Origin of the sequence: Vibrio sp. HB236076 (assembly GCF_040957575.1) — a bacterium.
Classification (GTDB): Bacteria; Pseudomonadota; Gammaproteobacteria; order Enterobacterales; family Vibrionaceae; genus Vibrio.
In genome coordinates, this window is the sequence record NZ_CP162602.1 from 463,920 (window position 1) to 480,120 (window position 16,201).

At 43.9% G+C, this 16,201-nt stretch carries 15 protein-coding genes, 1 tRNA gene and 1 pseudogene; 9 read left to right on the plus strand and 8 right to left on the minus strand.

Annotation, left to right across the window (positions count from 1 at the left end):
• Positions 1-274: 274 nt before the first annotated feature.
• The 4 genes from pstS (at position 275) to pstB (ending at position 3,976) form a co-directional block, all read left to right on the plus strand.
• Entirely contained in the window at positions 275-1,312 is a 1,038-nt protein-coding gene (gene pstS / locus AB0763_RS15335) for a phosphate ABC transporter substrate-binding protein PstS (RefSeq protein ID WP_306099313.1), read from the plus strand.
• A 71-nt stretch (positions 1,313-1,383) separates the two neighbouring features.
• Positions 1,384-2,310: a phosphate ABC transporter permease subunit PstC gene (pstC, locus tag AB0763_RS15340; protein WP_306099314.1), complete on the plus strand. Its 927-nt coding sequence runs from the start codon at positions 1,384-1,386 to the stop codon at positions 2,308-2,310.
• Entirely contained in the window at positions 2,307-3,143 is an 837-nt protein-coding gene (gene pstA / locus AB0763_RS15345) for a phosphate ABC transporter permease PstA (RefSeq protein WP_306099315.1), read from the plus strand. The genes pstC and pstA overlap by 4 nt, the downstream gene beginning before the upstream one ends.
• 86 nt (positions 3,144-3,229) lie before the next feature.
• Entirely contained in the window at positions 3,230-3,976 is a 747-nt protein-coding gene (gene pstB / locus AB0763_RS15350; protein ID WP_306099380.1) for a phosphate ABC transporter ATP-binding protein PstB, read from the plus strand.
• A gap of 109 nt (positions 3,977-4,085) precedes the next feature.
• On the opposite strand, the gene AB0763_RS15355 is transcribed toward pstB, so the two are convergent.
• The 3 genes from AB0763_RS15355 to AB0763_RS15365 form a co-directional block, all read right to left on the minus strand.
• Complete coding sequence (locus AB0763_RS15355; protein WP_306099316.1) at positions 4,086-5,666, minus strand: BCCT family transporter; 1,581 nt, start codon at positions 5,664-5,666, stop codon at positions 4,086-4,088.
• A 271-nt stretch (positions 5,667-5,937) separates the two neighbouring features.
• On the minus strand, positions 5,938-7,182 hold the full coding sequence (locus AB0763_RS15360) for an Nramp family divalent metal transporter (protein WP_306099317.1): 1,245 nt from the start codon (positions 7,180-7,182) through the stop codon (positions 5,938-5,940).
• A 209-nt stretch (positions 7,183-7,391) separates the two neighbouring features.
• Positions 7,392-7,517, minus strand: coding sequence for a hypothetical protein (locus AB0763_RS15365; protein WP_306099318.1), 126 nt, complete (start codon positions 7,515-7,517; stop codon positions 7,392-7,394).
• Between AB0763_RS15365 and AB0763_RS15370 the strand changes: the two genes are divergently transcribed.
• Positions 7,497-7,570, plus strand: a tRNA-Gly gene (locus AB0763_RS15370). The two genes, AB0763_RS15365 and AB0763_RS15370, sit on opposite strands and share 21 nt — an antisense overlap.
• A gap of 369 nt (positions 7,571-7,939) precedes the next feature.
• Here AB0763_RS15370 and AB0763_RS15375 read toward each other — a convergent pair.
• On the minus strand, positions 7,940-8,911 hold the full coding sequence (locus AB0763_RS15375; RefSeq protein ID WP_306099319.1) for a LysR substrate-binding domain-containing protein: 972 nt from the start codon (positions 8,909-8,911) through the stop codon (positions 7,940-7,942).
• A gap of 249 nt (positions 8,912-9,160) precedes the next feature.
• On the opposite strand from AB0763_RS15375, the gene AB0763_RS15380 reads away from it, so the two are divergent.
• The 3 genes and pseudogenes from AB0763_RS15380 to AB0763_RS15390 all read left to right on the plus strand — a co-directional run bounded on the left by AB0763_RS15380 (position 9,161) and on the right by AB0763_RS15390 (position 11,236).
• Positions 9,161-9,925, plus strand: coding sequence for a transporter substrate-binding domain-containing protein (locus AB0763_RS15380; protein WP_306099320.1), 765 nt, complete (start codon positions 9,161-9,163; stop codon positions 9,923-9,925).
• A gap of 146 nt (positions 9,926-10,071) precedes the next feature.
• Positions 10,072-10,738 (plus strand): annotated as a pseudogene (locus AB0763_RS15385) (NAD(P)H-dependent oxidoreductase).
• 234 nt (positions 10,739-10,972) lie between these two features.
• Complete coding sequence (locus AB0763_RS15390) at positions 10,973-11,236, plus strand: hypothetical protein (protein WP_306099321.1); 264 nt, start codon at positions 10,973-10,975, stop codon at positions 11,234-11,236.
• A 129-nt stretch (positions 11,237-11,365) separates the two neighbouring features.
• On the opposite strand, the gene AB0763_RS15395 is transcribed toward AB0763_RS15390, so the two are convergent.
• On the minus strand, positions 11,366-12,745 hold the full coding sequence (locus AB0763_RS15395; RefSeq protein WP_306099322.1) for an L-cystine transporter: 1,380 nt from the start codon (positions 12,743-12,745) through the stop codon (positions 11,366-11,368).
• A 261-nt stretch (positions 12,746-13,006) separates the two neighbouring features.
• The gene (locus tag AB0763_RS15400; RefSeq protein WP_306099323.1) at positions 13,007-13,657 is read right to left on the minus strand and encodes a hypothetical protein; all 651 of its coding nucleotides are present in this window, start codon (positions 13,655-13,657) and stop codon (positions 13,007-13,009) included.
• Positions 13,658-14,144: 487 nt separating this feature from the next.
• On the opposite strand from AB0763_RS15400, the gene AB0763_RS15405 reads away from it, so the two are divergent.
• A complete protein-coding gene (locus AB0763_RS15405; RefSeq protein ID WP_306099324.1) occupies positions 14,145-14,462 on the plus strand; it encodes a DUF3574 domain-containing protein in 318 nt (105 codons plus the stop codon).
• Positions 14,463-14,556: 94 nt separating this feature from the next.
• On the opposite strand, the gene AB0763_RS15410 is transcribed toward AB0763_RS15405, so the two are convergent.
• Positions 14,557-15,741 carry a NupC/NupG family nucleoside CNT transporter gene (locus AB0763_RS15410; RefSeq protein WP_306099325.1) on the minus strand — a complete coding sequence of 395 codons (1,185 nt, stop codon included), beginning with the start codon at positions 15,739-15,741 and terminating at the stop codon, positions 14,557-14,559.
• 273 nt (positions 15,742-16,014) lie between these two features.
• Positions 16,015-16,200 carry a YdcH family protein gene (locus AB0763_RS15415; RefSeq protein WP_306099381.1) on the minus strand — a complete coding sequence of 62 codons (186 nt, stop codon included), beginning with the start codon at positions 16,198-16,200 and terminating at the stop codon, positions 16,015-16,017.
• Position 16,201: the final 1 nt, after the last annotated feature.

The following is a 16,201-nucleotide window of genomic DNA, read 5'->3' on the forward strand; positions in this document are numbered from 1 at the left end:
GTCATATCGTTATGAAGTTTTTGTGACAGTCACTGGGCTTATCCGTCATATTTGCTCGTTATTCATTATTCACGAGCATTTTTACTCATTTTTTATTCTTTCAGTCAATGAGCAAATAAAGCCTTAACATGACATTTTAATGTACTTTTTGTCACATTTGCCGATCAATAAAGCAAATTCCCTTTCAATTTTGAGTGTTTTATTTTAGTGACAGCCTGTTTACGCTCGCAGCGCTTTGTCATATTTACTAACACTTTTTTAGGGAAGAACTAACATGAAACGCATTGCTTTAATCTCTGCCGTTTTGAGCGTAATGTCTGCTTCAGTGATGGCGGAAACCACCATTACTGGGGCAGGGGCGACTTTTCCATACCCAGTTTATATGAAATGGGCCAAACAATACCAAGCGCAAACGGGCAATAAATTAAATTATCAATCCATTGGATCCGGGGGCGGCATTAAACAAATTACCGCTAAAACCGTCGACTTTGGCGCATCTGATGCGCCCCTATCCGAAGAAAAGCTCAATCAGATTGGCCTGGTGCAATTTCCAGCGGTGATGGGCTCCATTGTGCCGGTTGTCAATTTAAAAGGCATTGAACCGGGTCAGCTAAAACTTTCAGGTCAATTGCTCGTAGACTTGTATTCCGGCAAGGTTAAATTTTGGGATGATGAGGAAGTCAAAGCCGATAATGTGGGCCTAGCTTTACCTCACCAAGCCGTTTTTGTCGTCCACCGCTCTGATTCTTCTGGTACTACTTACAATTACACTGGCTATCTTGCAAAAGTGAGTAAAGACTGGGCTGATCACGTTGGGCAAGGGAAACAAGTGGTTTGGCCGAAAGCGGCGACCAATCTCGGCGGTAAAGGCAATGCAGGAGTCGCCAACATGGTCAAACGCACCCCAGGTGCATTGGGCTACGTTGAGTTTGCCTATGCTGAACAAAATCACCTCACCTACACCGCGATGAAAAACCTAGATGGCCACTTTGTCGAGCCAAACCTAGCCAGTTTCCAAGCCGCGGCTGCCAATGCCGATTGGCAGCACGCTCCGGGCTTTGCGGTTGATCTCAACAATCAACCAGGCGCTCAATCTTGGCCAATCACGGCTGCCACCTTCATCTTGATGTACAAAGAACAAACGAAACCAGAAACGGCGAAAGAAGTGCTCAACTTCTTTAACTGGGGATATCAACATGGCGACTTGGCGGCGAACTTAGGTTATGTACCTATGCCGGCTACGGTTGTGGATAGGGTTGAGACGATGTGGAAGCACGATATTAAAGGCCAAAACGGTCAATCTGTGTATTAATTGTCTCGCGAAAGACAGGTCGCTTGCGCCTGTCTTTTTTATCGTTAGTTGAATAAAAGTTTGGAATACCTGTGCTCGCTACGTCTCATACTTTTCACGACCGCTTATTTAAGCGATGGAGTTGGTCGAGTGCCATGCTCATTGGCGCCATCATGATCGCCATTTTTGCCACCTTGATTGGCGGTGCTTACCCCGCGATAAAAGCCTTTGGCATCGACTTTATTTTCAGTACCCAATGGGATCCGATGCAGTCCTTGTATGGTGCTGGCAATGCGTTGTACGGGACGTTAGTGTCTTCACTGATTGCGGTGATTATTGCAGCGCCATTGGGGATTATTATTGCCGTTTGTTTAAGTGAATTTATGCCCTCTTGGCTTGCCAAGCCGATCTCTATGGCCATCGAATTGTTATCGGCCATACCGAGTATCATCTATGGTATGTGGGGATTGTTTGTCTTTGCCCCTTGGTTTGCAGCGGGCCCACAGTGGTGGATTATTCAACACGTCAGCGGTCTGCCGATAGTGGGTGCACTGTTTGGCGGCGCGCCACTTGGCCAGGGGTTGTTCACGGCGGGTTTGATCTTGGCCATGATGATTTTACCGATCATCACGGCGCTGATCAAAGAGGCATTATCAACGCTTCCTCCCGTACTCAGAGAGGCGAGTTATGGGATTGGTGCCCACAGCTTTGAAGTGATTTTGTATGTGCTGTTACCCGCGATCAAAAGTGCGATATTGGGGGCATTTATTCTTGCTCTCGGGCGGGCTTTGGGAGAGACCATGGCGGTCACTTTTGTGATTGGCAACTCACAAGAGATTAACGCCTCATTATTTATGCCGGCGACATCGATTTCTGCCACGATCGCCAATCAGTTTAACGAGGCAGAAGGGATCAAAATGTCGACGTTATTGGCACTTGGTGTGGTGTTGTTCATTGTAACTCTGATCGTGATGGGGTATGCCCGCATCAAATTGCGTCAAGGCGAACTGAAAAAATGAAGAAAAGAAAAATCAAGAATACCTTGTTTAAAGCATTGTGTTACCTGGCCAGTGCCTTTGGTTTGTTGGTATTAGCGGTGATCATGGTCAGTTTGATCAGTAAAGGTGGCAAAGCGCTTTCTTGGTCGACATTGACTCAGGCTTTGCCTTCACCGGGAGAAAGCGGAGGCGGGCTGGCTAATGCGATCATTGGCTCACTGCTGATCAGTTCGATTGGGATTGGACTGGCGATTCCGGTGGGCGTCATGGCGGGGACGTGGCTTGCTGAGTACGGGCGACAGTCTAAATTGGCGGATGCCATTCGTTTTATGAATGCCATGTTGATGTCTGCCCCCTCTATTTTGATTGGCTTGTTCGTTTATCTTTTACTCGTTAAGCCTTTTGGTCACTTTTCTGGTTGGGCGGGCAGTGCCGCTTTGGCGATCATTGCTCTGCCAATGATCATTTCTACCACCGAAGAGATGCTCAAACTGGTGCCAAGCAGCTTGCGAGAAGCCGGCGCGGGGTTAGGAACACCGCAGTGGAAAGTGACGGTGACACTGAGTTATCGAGCCGTTGCGCCCGGTCTTATCACGGGCATCTTGTTGTCATTTGCGCGTATTAGTGGAGAAACCGCTCCGCTGCTTTTTACCGCCTTGAGTAACTCGTTTGTTTCATGGGATATGAATGCGCCAATGGCCAACTTACCGGTGACGATTTACAACCTCGCAATGAGCCCCTATGAGCATTGGAATGATCTGGCATGGAGTGGCGCGCTGATCATCACCGTCACGGTACTGGCGATCAATATGTCCTCAAGGCTTTTACCTGTCTTGCTCAAACAACGGAGATGACAATGAATACCAACAATCAAACACTTGCTGTGGTCAGCCCCGGTGCGCTTTCGGTGAGTAAGCCATCGATAAACCCTGTTCAAAGAATGTCTATTGACAGCCTCGATTTTTATTACGGCAAAGGAAATCAAGCCCTGTATGGGGTGACTATGCCAATCTATAAAAACAAAGTGACGGCGATTATTGGTCCATCGGGGTGTGGTAAGTCAACGTTACTACGTACGTTTAACCGTATTTTTGAGCTCTATCCTGAGCCCTTTACCGAAGGGAAGATCTTACTCGATGGGCAAGATATTTTCAGCCCACACTGTGATGTTAATCAACTGCGTAGCAAGGTTGGTATGATCTTTCAAAAACCGACGCCATTTCCAATGAGTATTTATGACAATATCGCCTTTGGTCTTCGTTTGAACGAAACTTTGAATAAAGCGGATATGGATAAACGAGTCCAAGAAGCGTTACAACAGGCTCACTTATGGCAGGAAGTCAAAGATAAGCTCGACCGAGATGCAAGTGGGCTGTCAGGTGGCCAGCAGCAACGTTTATGTATTGCCCGCACCATCGCTTTAAAACCCGAGGTTCTGTTAATGGATGAGCCAACGTCGGCTCTCGATCCGATTGCGACCCAAGGCATCGAGTCTTTGATGGAGAGCTTAAGAGAGAACTTTACCATTGTGATAGTGACGCATAATATGCAGCAAGCCAAGCGCATATCCGATTATACCGCTTTTATGCACCTTGGTAAGTTGATTGAGTTTGGTCAAACAGAGCAGGTGTTTATGCAACCAGAGCAAGCCATGACCGCAGATTATATTCAAGGCCGCTTTGGCTAACGCGGGCTTTATGAAAAAGGCCAGTCAGAAGGGAGCTGACTGGCCTTGTGTTCTCTTTACGGCTGAGCTAAGAATACAGGCTCAACCGCAAATGGCAAAAAAGCCATAATTAACGATAGTACTTTTGCTCTGTTCTCAAGCCTAGCCATAAACTGATACACAGCAAGATAAGCACGAAGTTAAACGGCAATGCTGTTGCAACCACACCAGATTGCAGCGCTTGCAATGCATCACTCCCACCGACCCACAATAGAGCGCCGGCGATGGCACCTTCAACTGAAGCCCAGAAAATACGTTGTGGCACTGGTGCATCAACTTTACCACCCGCTGTGATACTGTCGATAACCAATGAGCCTGAGTCTGATGAGGTAATAAAGAAGATCAAAACTAAGGCAATGGATACCATTGAAATCACATGGCCAAAAGGCAATTGCTCATAGACATGGAATAGCGTCAGTGAAATATCACCTAAACCATTGGTGCCAAGCTCACCCACTTTATTGATCACTTGGTCGATTGCCAAGCCACCAAAGACACCCATCCAAATCAAGATCACCAAAGTTGGAATACACAGCACACAAAAAATGAATTCGCGGACTGTACGGCCTTTCGAGACACGCGCGATAAACATGCCAACAAAAGGACACCAAGAAATCCACCAAGCCCAGTAGAAGACGGTCCAAGCGTGCATCCAGCTCTCATCTTCTCGACCATGTGGGTTACTAAGCGGAATGATATTTTCGATATACCCAAACAGTGTTGCTTTGATTGAGTCTATGGCGTTGCCTGCCGTCAGCGCAAAAATTAATACCAGTAACAAAAAAGCAAAGACCATATTAATGTTACTGAGCAGCTTCACACCGCCATCAAGGCCGCGGACCACAGAGGCAATCGCAATCAAGGTGACAAAGATGATCACGCCAATTTGCATGCCGATACCACCGTCGGTACCAAAGATATAATTAATCCCACTGGTCGCTTGTTGAGCGCCAAGCCCGAGGGAAGTCGCTAAACCAAACAAAGTCGATAAAACGGCTAAAATGTCGATCACATGACCTAGCCAACCCCAGGCACGATCACCAAAGATTGGGTAGAAAACGGAACGCATTGACAAAGGGAGCCCTTTGTTGAAGGCGAAGAAGGCCAACGCTAAGCCGACTAACGCATAGATAGCCCAGCCGTGGAAACCCCAGTGAAAGACCGTGGCACCAAGGGCCAAACTGCGCGCTTGCTCAGAGTAAGGCTCTACATTGAGAGGCGTGCCCCACCAGTCGGTGAAATAAGCCGTAGGCTCTGCCACCCCCCAAAAGAGTAGGCCGATACCAATACCCGCGGCAAACAACATGGCTAACCACGATGCTTTTGAGAATTCAGGTTTGGCCTCTTTACCACCAAGGCGAATGTTGCCAAGGGGCGAACACATGATCACGAGACTGAAAATTAAAAAGAAATTAGCGGACCACATAAAGAGGGAGTCAAACTGGTCAATAATGCCATTTTTTAAGCCATTCAAGGCATCTTTTGCGGTGGTTGGGTCAACCAACACAATAGAAAGTAAAAATAACAGGATCAGTCCAGCGCTGATACCAAAAACGGAGTTGTGAACATCAAATCCCCATTTTTGAATATTGTCTTGCCCGACTTGATAATCTGTCGTGTCGATACTGTATTGTTTATTATGGTAATCCATGATGGGTTCTCATATTTATAAAACATCCTCAGCACAATTGCTGCTCAATAAATATAGAGAAAAAATGATTAGTGCACAAATCTTTTTTTGTGATCAAAAATGTAAATGTACAGCTTTGTTTTTTTATCTTATTGTTTATTAAGGCATAAGTTGTTTTTTATTAGCGTAATAATAGTTTGTGCTGTGTTAAAAATTTGACTGTTTTACGTATAATTATTGAGCGCGTACCCTAAAAAGGGTCTCTTATCCAAGACACCCTAAGCTGAACATATTAAACGAGAACGGTATAAAGCAGATAGACGTTTAAGCACACAACCAGACCGGTAATTAAAACACCGGTCACCTGAGTCAATCGGTTGTTGGTGTAGTCGCCCATTGTCTTGTTTTCATTGGTGAATTTGAGTAATGGGATCAGTGCTAACGCAATACCAAAACTCAAAATAACCTGGCTCAAAATCAAAATGTCAGTGGTGTTAACTCCCATTGCGATAACGACAAAGGAGGGGACCATGGTGACCAGTCTTCTTAGCCACAGCGAAATACGGAATTTGACAAAGCCTTGCATCACGACATCACCGGCCATAGTCCCGACTGTGGTTGAGGAAAGACCAGAGGCAATTAAAGACAAGCCAAATAAGGTCGCTGCAGATTGCCCAAGCAGTGGTGTAAGGGTGTGATACGCGGTTTCAATCTCAGCGACATGCTGGTGCCCGGAAAAATGAAACACCGCTGCTGCCATCGCTACAATGGCAATATTGACAAAGCCAGCAATGGTCATGGCAACCAAGACATCCGCTCGAGTTGATTTGAGCTGTGAAAGCTTATTTTGTCCCGTGGACTGTTTAAATAAAGCGGAGTGCAGATAGATAACATGGGGCATTACCGTTGCTCCTAACATACCGGCGATGAGAAAGATTTGCTCGGTAGAGGCGATCGAAGGCAGCAATAAGCCCGTGGCAAAGGCTGCGCCGTCGGGTTTCGCCATTATAAGCTCAACAATGTAAATTGCCGCAACGATGACGAGTAAACTGCCAATAATAAACTCAAGGGGTTTCTGCCCCTTGTTTGCCATCAACAAAATAGCACAGGTGAAAAAGGCGGTAATGGTTGCCCCTTCCATCAAACTACAACCAAACACAAGCTGGAAACCGACAGCGGCACCAATAAACTCGGCAAGATCAGTGGCAATGGCGATCAATTCAGCTTGTATCCAATAGGGGATAATGGCCCATTTAGGCAGCCGGTCACGTAAGTGTTCAGCGAGGTTTTTACCGGTCACGATACCTAGCTTGGCTGACAAGTACTGAATGAGCATCGCCATCAAGTTCGCGGCCAGGATCACCCAGAGCAGTTGATAGCCATAAGAGGCACCGGCTTCGATGTTGGTAGCAAAATTACCGGGGTCAATGTAGCCAATCGCGGCGATAAAAGCTGGGCCAAGTAATAAGAGTTGGCGTTTAAGCTTAAGTGGGAAGGCAAAAAGCCCTTTTTTTGTTGAGCTGGAAATGGTTGTCATGGAAATACCCACATAAAAATTCTGACATACTGTAAATGAGAATCACTTTTATTTAAAGCCATGAGTCAAGGTTTTTACCGATAGCTGTCATAGGTCAGAGAGATTGATACAATGCGCTTATACCCCTTTGGCGTGGTAAGTCAATGAAAATCATCATACCAAGAGCGGTTTACCGGCAATAGGCAGAAGAGACTGTGAATCATGCTGGCTTATTCAACGTTTTGGGTAAAGTTTGAGCGAACGGTTTCGTCTTGATAAAAAAGGGCTTTTATTTTCTGAGAGTTATGGCATAGTAACTCCATCGCTTCGGTGCTGCGGGCATCGTATAATGGCATTACCTTAGCCTTCCAAGCTAATGATGCGGGTTCGATTCCCGCTGCCCGCTCCAATCTCTTATCCAGTGCATTTATATCCAGTTTAAAAAACGATGCCCACATTATTCAATAATGTAATATGTACATTATTCAGCCTTACTCAATCAATACGTTAATTTAAATGCTCTTCAATGACGAAATGATCGACTCATTACTATTAATGGTACAGCTTTTGTGTCTCGATGACTAAAAACCATTGCGTCAATAATGGCAAGGTGTGCTATTGGGTTAAGATATACGATATCAATCTTATTGAAATGTAATGCATTTAGTCATATTGGATAGGTTATGGCTTGATAATCCATCAAACCATCCTTTACCCGGTTGTACTCTAATCTTACCCATGGAGTGGGGAAACTACATCATCAACCTCGAATTAAGGTTTACTGATAGGTCATCAGTTGGTGGTCATTAAAATACTGCATCATTTCGGCTTTTGGCAGGGTGGCAGTGTGCTGAATGACAGAGCGAGTAAGGTGAGGGGCAAAGTTTTCGATAAAATCATACATATACCCCTGCAAGAAGTTGTTTTTGTTGAAACAGATCCAAGCGTAACAATCTGGAATAAGCCCTTCTAGCGAACGAACCACTAATTTATCGCTGATCTCATGAGTGGCCACAGAGGCAATGATTCCTATCCCAACGCCGCGGCTCACATACTCTTTTATCACTTCTGAATCCATCGCAGTAATGGCGTAATGAGGTCGTAGCCCCGCTTGTGAAAAAGCTTGATCGATTGCGGTTCTTCCCGTTGATTTGAGCTCATAACTAATGATCTTTTCATCGGCAAGATCATTGAGGCTCAATTGATCGGTTTGAGCCAGAGGGTGATCGGCGGCCAAAATCAAGGACAAAGACCACTTGTAAGCCGGTAAAATGGTCAGCCCTAATTGCTCTTCGACATCATGAGCGACAATCGAAAAATCAAACGGGCCAGAGGGGAAAGCGACGCTTTTTGTCCCCGGTTCTATGGTGCCTAAATGCAAGGTGACGTTGGGGTATTTTTTCATAAAGTACTCCAACGCTTGAGGTAGTAAAAACTTGGCGATGGCATTGGTCGTATGCAAGTGAAGCTGGCCTGAATCAGGTGACGTGACACTATTGGAAATGGCTTTGATCCGCTCTTCAATATCCAGCATTTTACTGGCTTCATCAATGACCAGTTTCCCCACCGCAGTCGGCCCTGATAAGTGTTTGCCTTGGCGCTCAAAAATTTGGATACCCAATTCATCTTCAAGTAAAGCCACCTGCTTACTGATGCCTGGCTGTGAAGTAAACAACTTTTCAGAGGTGAGAGAAATATTATAGCCATTTCGTTGGATCTCACGAATATAACGCAATTGTTGCAGCTTCATAGCGGTTTCCTTGCTTGAAAAGAGGTATGCCAACTGTCAAAACACACTGAGAGTCTGGCTTTATGTACAAGATAAACAACAGTATACCTTATATTGACAGCGAAAATAGAGTGCTTTCCTGATTCGCGTATATCGAATCACTCTTGATTATTGTATTGTAGATTATTGATGTTATTTATAAAACAGTGAAATCATTTCGCTTATCTGTTGATGCTGATAAGTCAAGGGTTTTACTCATAGGGAGTCAATATGAAAATTGTTCACAAGGTCGCTCTCACCGCACTGGCGGCTTTGGCCTTTCAAGTACAAGCCGATGTCCTGGACGACATCGTCGCACGGGGTTATGTCAAAGTCGGCACAACGGGCGATTACAAACCGTTTAGCCACTTAGAAAATAAAACCTACCGCGGCTATGATATTGATGTTGCAAAATACTTTGCTAAGCAACTTGGGGTAGAGGTGCGCTTTGTTCCGACAACCTGGAAAACGCTAACCGCGGATCTTCAAGCAAACAAATACGATATTGCCATGGGTGGCATTACGCGCAAAATCAGTCGACAGTTGGTTGCCGAGCAGTCTCAAGGCTACATGACTTTTGGTAAAGTGTTCTTGGTGGCAAAAGGCAAATCGTCGCAGTTTGATCGTTTGGATAAGGTCAATCAGCCAGAGGTTAAAGTCGGGGTCAATATCGGCGGTACCAATGAAAAATTTGCCGACCAGTTTCTTACCGAGGCGAGGTTGGTGAAATACGAAAATAATCTCGATGTACCTAAAGCGGTAGCTCGAGGTGACGTCGATGTCATGGTAACAGAAACGCCTGAAGCCTTGTATTATCAAGCGACCGACGCGAGACTTGAAGCGGTCAGAGAAGAAAACCCTTTCACGAAAAGTCAATTTGGTTATTTGGTGCCGAAAGGGGAGCAACGTTGGCTTAATACGGTGAATTTTATGATGGATGAGTTGGTACTCAAAGGGATTGATAAACAGATAATGCAAGATAACCAACTGCAATAGTGAAGACAGCCGAAAGGCGTCGTTGAGACAAGGCGCTTTTCATTATCAACAATGTTTGAAAACTGTTTTCAATTCAAGGCGTATTCTCTTTTTGCGACAGCGCTATACACTGAGCCCCTGTCAAAGCAAAGCCCTTGGAGAAAATAATGTCTCAATCTATTTTCGACGATCTGAACACGCGTTACACCGCCAAAAAATACGATCCACAAAAGCGCATCTCTGCACAAGACCTCGAGATTATTAACGAAGCGCTGCGTTTGTCTGCTTCTTTAATTAATTCGCAACCTTGGAAGTTTGTCGTGATTGAAAGCGACGACGCCAAGCAAAGATTGCACGATTCTTTTGAGCATAAACATCAATTTAATCAGCCACATGCCAAGGCTGCTTCTCATACGATTCTGTTTGCTTACGATCCTCATTTTTACTAAAGAGAAGTTTAGCAAGCGCGTTGATGTTGAAGTCAGTTCAGGTCACTTACCGCCCGATATGTACGATATGTACGATATGTTTATGGGCGCTTACGCATTTGCAGAGCAAAATACCGATGAACAGGGTTACAATGGCAATTGGACTAAGGCGCAAGTGTACCTTGCTTTGGGTAACATCATGCACGTTTTGGCGCGTTTAGGTATTGCTTCTACGCCGATGGAAGGGGTAGATCCAGACATGCTGGGTAAGCTGTTTGCCAAAGAGCTCGATGGTCATGTTTGTGAAGTGGCATTGGCGATGGGTTACAGCAAAGTCGATGAAGACTACAACTACGGATTGCCAAAAGCACGTTTACCATTAGAAACGGTTGTTGAAGTTATCTAAGGCTCAGTCGAGAATATTTTTATAAGTAAATACGTCAATATTGAGCAGCCAGAAAAATGACTTGTAGCTATCATGTCTCTGCTAACTAAGATACATAAAGGTTAGAAATAGACAATGAAATGAGGTCGGAAAGTTTAGTCATAAAACAATATTTATATTGTCAGAAAAATGTTAACGCCTTATTATGCAACTCGATTAGCCAATGTTGCTAATGTGAATTAATAAGGAAAAATAATGAAATCAATTATCAGTTTAGGTTTGGTCATTTTATTGGCAGGTTGTTCTGGAGCAAATATTAGTTCTCAAGTCAGAGAGTCTGGCGTTGAGGGGACAAATATGATGACTCGTTGTGTGAACTATTCAACCGGTAGTGATAGTCGTACCAATAGTATTCTAGAAAAATACGATGGCTGGAAGCTGATTTATGTCTCGGAATATACTACGGACAACAAGGCTAATTCGGCCGCTGTTATGTGTTTTGAAAAGCCGGCATCATAATTAAGCGCGATATGATAACGAAAAACGGATAATGCCCTGGTTGGCATTATCCGTTTTTTATTTTAAAACAAACAGTATTTTACTCTTTATTTGCCATATAGAGTATTCAAACTCTTGGCTAAGGTGTTATTAAGCTTGGCGCTGTTGGTATTGCACATCATCACTTTCTGCTGACGATTTTAATACGCGGCTGGTGATGGTACCGGCCGTCATCGCACCAGAGACATTGAGCGCGGTTCTCGCCATATCAATCAAAGGTTCTATTGAAATTAATAAGGCCACAATGGTAACCGGTAAGCCCATTGCTGGGAGCACGATTAACGCCGCAAACGTCGCGCCGCCACCCACACCGGCAATCCCAAATGAGCTAATGGTGATCATGGCAACAAGAGAGACGATAAAATGCACATCAAGTGGGTTAATGCCCATACTTGGCGCCACCATCACCGCCAGCATGGCAGGGTAAATCCCGGCACACCCATTTTGGCCTATGGTCGCGCCAAAGGAAGCGGAAAGGTTAGCAATGGCGGGTGGCACATTGAGTTTGCTCACTTGCACTTCCACGTTTAGCGGAATGGTTGCCGCCGAACTTCTCGAGCTAAAGGCGAACGTTAAGACTGGCCAAATTTTCTTGAAGAAAGCGATTGGGCTGACGCCAACAAAGGAGACCAAGACGCCGTGTACCACAAACATGATCGCAATCGCCACATAAGAAGCGACAATAAAGCCCAACAGGTTGAGGATGTCATTGGCGCTGGAAGTGGCGATCACTTTTGCCATTAACGCGGCAATACCGTAGGGCGTTAAGGCCATGATCATTTTAACTAAGCGCATAACAACAGATTGAGCAGACTCGACAAAGTTACGCAGTGGCGATTCTAATTGCGCGTTCTCATGCATGACTTTACGAGTCGCAATACCGACCAGTACGCCAAAAATAACCACGGCAATGATCGAGGTCGAACGTTGGCCGGTTAAATCTGCAAAAGGGTTGGTCGGAATAAAGCTGACCAAGATCTGTGGAATGGTTAAATCACTGACCATACCCGCTCGGTCTTGTAATACTGCGATTCTAGCGGTTTCTCGAGCGCCCTCTGTGAGTCCATCAGCACTGAGTCCAAAGATACTGGCAACAGCGATACCGATCAGCGCGGCAATTGCAGTGGTCAATAACAGCACACCTATGGTCAGAGAAGAAATTTTGCCCAGTGAGCCGCCTTTGTCGAGTTTGACCACTGCGGAGATCATCGACACTAAAACGAGAGGCATGATCACCATTTTTAACAAGCCGACGTAACCTTTGCCGACGATATTAATCCATTCTAAACTTTGGTGAGTGACGGCGCTTCCTTCGCCGAAGATCAACTGTAAGGCCAAACCAAACAGCGAACCGGTGATCAGTCCTATGAGCACCAATCTTGACAAGGTGTGTTGTGCTTGTTGCTGCTTGAACAAGTACAACATAATGCCAATAAAAACAGCCAGTGAAATTATTACAGCCAGGGTCATGGATATACCTTTGTACAGAACTTTATTCTGATAATTTAAAATGTGGGGGATAAAATAAGCGCGGTAAGGTAGCGGCTAGAGGCTTATTTTTAAAATGACAAAGTGGTATGAGTTATAGCTTATAGTAATAACAAATAAGCAACTTATTGATATAAAAAGGTCTGAGTTAAATATTTGCCTCACGAGGGATAAATAGATTGCGCTGAGAGACTAAAAAGCATGAGGCGTGCTCATGCTTTTCTTCACATCTTGACGCAAGGTTTAGCCGTGAGTGGCGATGGTCTTATTGGCGACGGTCTGGCTTTGTTTGACCCTTGGATCTAATATCACAAAGAATAAAGCGGCATTGAGCATTAAAGCGTAGCCCAATAACTCAAGTCCTTCTTCAACTAAGTTTTTGATATCGCGCATATAGTTATCAGCTAAAAAAGACTGCCAAAAATCGTTCATACCCGCTAGACGCGAGAAGACGAAGACGATCAAAAAGCCCAATAACCAGGTGTGAAACTGTGGAAGGTTAATCCATACGTTGATTTCTTTGACTAAGGCTTGGCGGTTTTTCCAAGCAAAGACCCCAGTCAACGCCATGATCAAAAGAGCAGGGTACTTCCAAGCACCATGGGGAAAGTACAACTCGATGTGATAATCCATTTCACGAATGAAAATAACGGCAAAGAAAGCACTCAAAATGGTAAAAATCAAAGGAAGGTGCGCACTTTTTTTGCGTTGAACGAAGCAAATAGCGGAAGCAAACAACATAAAGCCGGCCTGACACAGTTCAATCAAGGAGCTTTCTGAGGTCGTGTGATCCCACTTTACACTGTAAACTCCAATCACCAAGGTGATGAGCAAGGTGGCAAGCAAGGGCAGAAACTGCAGTAAAAACGCGTTTTTGATTGTAACGTTCTTCATGGTATTACCTGATATAAAAAAGATAAAACAATATTAACATTTGACGCAGATCACAAAAAAGAGGTGTTCTGTCAATTGATTGTAGATAAATTCGCATCAATCGACATTTTTAGCTAGAAGTTAAGTGGCCATCTACACGGGTAACAGGATGGTTGTCTCGCCTTGCAGAGAGAAACGTTCATGCCCATTAACGGATATTTATTGATAAATACTGTGAACGTAACTATTAATATAAATAACACTCGCAACTTAATAAATGAAAGTTTATTAAGTTGCATTGAGAACATTAAATATTATTTCATGCTCATTAAAATATTTATTATCATGTAATAAAAGTTAACCCTAATGAGTCGTGTAAATGAAAAACAATGGTTTATTAAAACAATACAAATTAATCTCAGCTTTATTCTTCGGCTTGGTTTTACCAGGTTGTAGCACTGTACAATCTCATGATCCAGAAAGTAAAAGTTGTATTGTGGGAAACCCCATGCAAGAGAGTGAGTTGTTTTTTGGTTTGAGTCGTCCTGATGGCTCCACTATTTCTGAAAGTGAATGGCAAGCCTTTGTCGATCAAGAAGTGACGCCTCGCTTTACTGCGGGTTTGACCGTAAGCCAAGCCCAAGGGCAATGGTTAGGTAATAATGGCGCTGTGGTAAAAGAGGGCAGTCGGGTTTTGACCTTGATTTACCCAATGCGTGAGGAGCAAAGCCTTCGTGGTGTCGACGAGATACGTGCTTTGTATCAATCTCAATTTGATCAAGAATCTGTGATGAGACTGGACAGCCATCGCTGCGTTTCTTTCTAGAGTATTTTTGCTTGCCCATCACAAGTACTAGAAAAAAGGGTATTTGTGATGGGCAGACTTAACGTTAGTCTAAAGTTTGTTGCTAGTACAACATTTAAATGACTAACCCAACAATGGCTGCTGATAATAAGCTGACTAATGTCGCACCATAAACTAAGCGAAAACCAAACCGAGAGACAAGGTTACCTTGCTGCTCATTAATGCCCTTTATGGCACCAGCGACAATACCAATAGAGGCAAAATTAGCAAATGACACTAGAAAAACCGATAAAATACCGAGGTTACGAGGTGTGTATTGCGCTGCCAATTCTTTGAGTTGCAACATAGCAACAAACTCATTGGATACCAGTTTGGTTGCCATAATGCTGCCCGCGCTCAGGGTGTTATCACCAGTAATGCCAATGATCCAGGCCAATGGATAAAAAAGATAGCCCATTAACTCCTGAAAGCTGTAACCAAACACGGCGCTAAATACTGCATTGATGGCTGATAGTAAGGCGATAAAGCCCATCAACATGGCTGCAACGATCATCGCAACTTTGAACCCTGCCAAAATATAATCGCCTAACATTTCAAAGAAGCTTTGTTGTTCATGCAAGTCAGCGAGCTCTGGCTCAGGTTCATCCGTCGCGTCATATGGATTGATAATCGACAGAATGACAAAGGTACTAAATAAATTCAGTATGATGGCGACAACGACGTATTTTGCTTCGATCATCGACATGTAAGCGCCAACGATCGACATCGATACAGTAGACATTGCCGTTGCGGCCATGGTGTACATTCGGCGTGCTGACAAGGTGTGTAATATGCCCTTATAGGCGATAAAGTTTTCCGACTGCCCTAGCATGAGTGAGCTGACAGCATTAAAAGATTCTAACTTGCCCATACCATTGATCTTGGACAGTACGGTTCCGATTAATCGAATGAAAATGGGTAATAGGCGAAAGTGTTGCAAAATCCCAATTAAGGCAGAAATAAAAACAATAGGACAAAGTACGTTAAAGAAAACAAACCCCAACCCTTGCTGGCTCATGTTGCCGAATACAAAGTTTATCCCTTCAGCGGCGAAGGCTAATAGGTGATCAAAAAGACCGGCAATGGCACTGACTACCGTGATACCAACATTCGAATTGAGTAATACCCAAGCGATGACGACTTCTACCAATAGCAGTTGAACAATAAAACGCACCTTGACCGATTTTTTTTCATAACTGACAATAAAAGACAAAGTAAATATCATTATTAATGATAATATAAAGTGAAAAATTGATGGCATAAATATAATCCTTTCTTAGAGTCTGATAATAATATCGTTTCTTTTTTTAAAATACGATTATATTTAATGTTGTACGGGGTAGAATACGTTGAAATCAGGTGTTAAATAGAAGTGATTCTCTATCTACCTATATATTGATTTTTTCTAGTCATTTTACCGTAACTGAATATTATATTGATGAGTAAGCCTTGATTGAGTTATCAAAAGTAAAAAGGGTGAATGGCATTAATAAATATAAAAAACTATGGCTCACCCTTTATGACTCACATCCACTTAAGCTGAAATCAATTGACGATATAGCCAATCTTTTAACACTGTTCGATGGTGTTTTAATCGCTGCATGGCTTCATCAATGATCGGTGAGTCTTTCAGTTCTAGCTTGCGGATTTCCTCATCGATTTGATGGTACTCCTTCGCTTTTTGCGCAAAGGTCTGATCCGACTGGTTTAAGGTTTGGATT